The 2,847-nt window shown below is 64.1% G+C and carries 3 protein-coding genes; 2 read left to right on the top strand and 1 reads right to left on the bottom strand.

What is annotated here, in order from left to right; all coding sequences use genetic code 11:
- The coding region (locus tag LQV45_RS23880; protein ID WP_230009115.1) for a DUF1214 domain-containing protein at positions 1-524 on the bottom strand (524 nt) is incomplete at its 3' end.
- 1,031 nt (positions 525-1,555) lie between these two features.
- On the opposite strand from LQV45_RS23880, the gene LQV45_RS23875 reads away from it, so the two are divergent.
- Positions 1,556-2,248 (top strand): histidine phosphatase family protein, encoded by a 693-nt coding sequence (locus LQV45_RS23875; RefSeq protein ID WP_230009114.1) that lies wholly within the window; start codon positions 1,556-1,558, stop codon positions 2,246-2,248.
- A gap of 24 nt (positions 2,249-2,272) precedes the next feature.
- Entirely contained in the window at positions 2,273-2,833 is a 561-nt protein-coding gene (locus LQV45_RS23870) for a DUF3090 domain-containing protein (protein ID WP_230009113.1), read from the top strand.
- Positions 2,834-2,847: the final 14 nt, after the last annotated feature.

Below are 2,847 nucleotides of genomic sequence, written 5' to 3'. Positions count from 1 at the left end.
AGCTTGAACCGGCCGGGCGGTGTCGCTACCCAGTTCTGCGCCGCACCCGATGGCTGATGCGGTTGGAGCAGAATGTCGACTGTGCCGTCGGCGTTCGTCACGAGACCAGAGTGGTCGTTCACGCTTGCCCGCCCGGTTGGGGCGTTGACCATATAGCCGACGGTGTCCGTCGCGGTAAGCGACCAGAAGGCATCATTCGGTGGAAGCTGACCTACCGAGAAATGAAGGCGATACGCATGCTCCCCACTGAGACGCTTCCCCGCGTCATCGCTGGTCGTTGTCCAGTAGGCGGCCTCTTCGAACACGTTGACAACCGGGAGCGCCTTCTGCAAGGCCGCACGAACGAGTAGTCCGTTGCCTGGATGGCCAGCATTGCGAATCGCGCTCCAGCCATTGACGGTCTTCGTCTCCGTCTTCGCCACGGCGTTCAAGACCAGGACGGTGGTCAGGTACGCGAAGGTTAGGCCCATGATCAGACCCTGCACTATGCCGGAACCCGCGACCCAGGCAAGGAAGCCGCTCACGATGACATCCGCATCACAGCACGACAACGGTAACCACCGCGTCGACGATGACGCCAATGGTCCGCCCACCCTCCAACGAACTGGGATGCCAGCCCGGGTTGGACTCGTTTGGTCGCAACCAAGGCTTCCGCGCTTTAACATCCATGAGTGAAACCTAGCCTGATTCCCACCGCATGAGAGACCAAAGGGCCAGGGCTACGCACGCGTCGTTAGGGCCTCCAGCAACCATGCGACCCGCGCCCGTTAGCCGGTCCCCCACCGCGACACCGTCCGCCCGCACTGGCGCTGCGAGAAATCAGATACAGATACTGGAAACTTGGATTCGCGTATACCCCGCCCGCAAAACTGTCCCGCTTAGGTGGCTCAACAGCTACAGCTGCCAGGTCTTCGGGTACGCCGAGGGCGGTGAGGTCCTGTTCGTTGGTGGCCCGGGCGCAGCCGATGATGTGTGCAGCCATGGGGTCAGTTAGGGATATGCCCCCACCGGACGGTCAAAACGCTCCCCCACGCTTTATGACCCGCTCCTACGTCGCGGACATGAAGTCCATTGGGACTTCTCTTCGCCAGGCATGCGAGCAGTTCGAGCAGTTCCAAACCAAGATGGGCGCTGCGCTGGCGCAAGCGCCATCTAGTAGGCGTTTGAGGCGGGCAGTTCGGGCCGCGGCGTCGCCCGCCGTCTTCTCCAAAGAGTGCCGCGCCCTGGTTCTGGGCGCACGGCGCGGGGTCGGCGTGGTCCGCCACAACCCACAGCACACGCCCCGCTCTGAGAGGGCGGGAACTACTGGATCCGGCGCGGAGCGGGTACCGGACGTCCTCCATGCGGGGGGCGGTTTCGGCCGGGGGTTCTGGCTGTCCCGGTTCTGCCGGTTTTGCTGCGTCGGCCATGAGCTGTTCACTGCGTGCCGAGTCCGTCTGGGCGGCTTTGAGCGCGTCGGCGCGCCTGAAGAGTTCCGCCAGGGCTTTATCTGCCTGTTCGGCGCGCGACCCGGTACGGTTCACACCGCCATCGACCGGGTGGTTAGGCTGGGTGAATGGCGACAGTTATTCTCGTGCGGCACGGCCGCACCACAGCCAATGCCACTGGACTGCTGGCCGGTCGGGCCGTCGGCGTCAGCCTGGACCAGATCGGGCGCGACCAGGCGACTCTGACCGGAGACCGGCTCGCGGCCGTGCCCGCAGTCGGGGTGGTGTCGAGCCCTCTTGAGCGTTGTCAGCAGACCGCCCAGCTCATCCTCGATCGCCAGGCTGGCACGCCGTACGCGCCGGTCGATCTCGATCTCACCGAGTGCGATTACGGCCAGTGGCAGGGCCGCACGCTCAGTGATCTCGCGACCGAGGATTTGTGGCCGGTTGTGCAGTCGCAACCGTCCGCCGTCGTCTTTCCCGGCGGTGAATCCATGGCCGCGATGCAGGCTCGGTCGGTGGCAGCGATTCGACGCCACGATGCAGCCTTCGAAGCCGAGTACGGGCCAGGGGCCGTGTGGGTGGCAGTAAGTCACGGCGACATCATCAAGTCAATCCTCGCCGACGCGCTCGGCATGCACCTTGACCTGTTCCAGCGTATTAACGTGGGCCCCGCCTCCGTATCGATCGTGCGCTACGGCGCCAGTTGGCCGAGCGTCTACGCGACCAACACCGACGCGGGTGACCTGTCGTGGCTGTCGAACGGCATCCACTCTGGCGATGCGCCGGTGGGCGGCGGTGCAGGGCAAAAGGCGCCATGAACCTCATGTGCCTAAAATACTGACATGCCTACACGTGTTCACGAGTTTGCCTGGCCTGATCGAATCGTCGTCGGCACCATTGGCCTTCCAGGGGCGCGCACGTTCTACCTGCAGGTGCGCGCAGGGACGCAGATCGTGAGTATTGCCCTGGAGAAGCAGCAGTCGGCTCTGCTCGCGGAGAAGATCGACGAAATTCTCGACCAGCTCATCACCGTCGAGGGCAACCCCTTCAGCATTCCCGCGAGCACTCCCATTGAACTTGTCGACAATGACCAGCTCGAGGCCGTTCAGGAGCAGTTTCGCACCGGCGCCATGAGCTTAGGTTGGGACCCAACCACGGCCCAGGTCGTAATTGAGGCCTACCCCATCACCGACGTCGATGCTGATGCTGATGACAACGACGAATCGCTTGATGAGGACGGCGCCAACGAGCCCGAAATGCTGCTGGTGCGCATGCCGGTCGGCACCGCCCGCGCATTCGCCAAGCGCACCCGTGAGATCGTGGGCGCCGGGCGTCCGACGTGCCCGCTCTGCGGTTACCCCATAGACGCCGACGGGCACATCTGCACCCTTCCCGAGGTCTGATGCCAGCGCCGGAC

This window comes from Microbacterium sp. Bi128, assembly GCF_918698205.1.
Note: the sequence above shows the minus strand (reverse complement) of the source record. Positions and strands in the feature narration are given on the sequence as shown.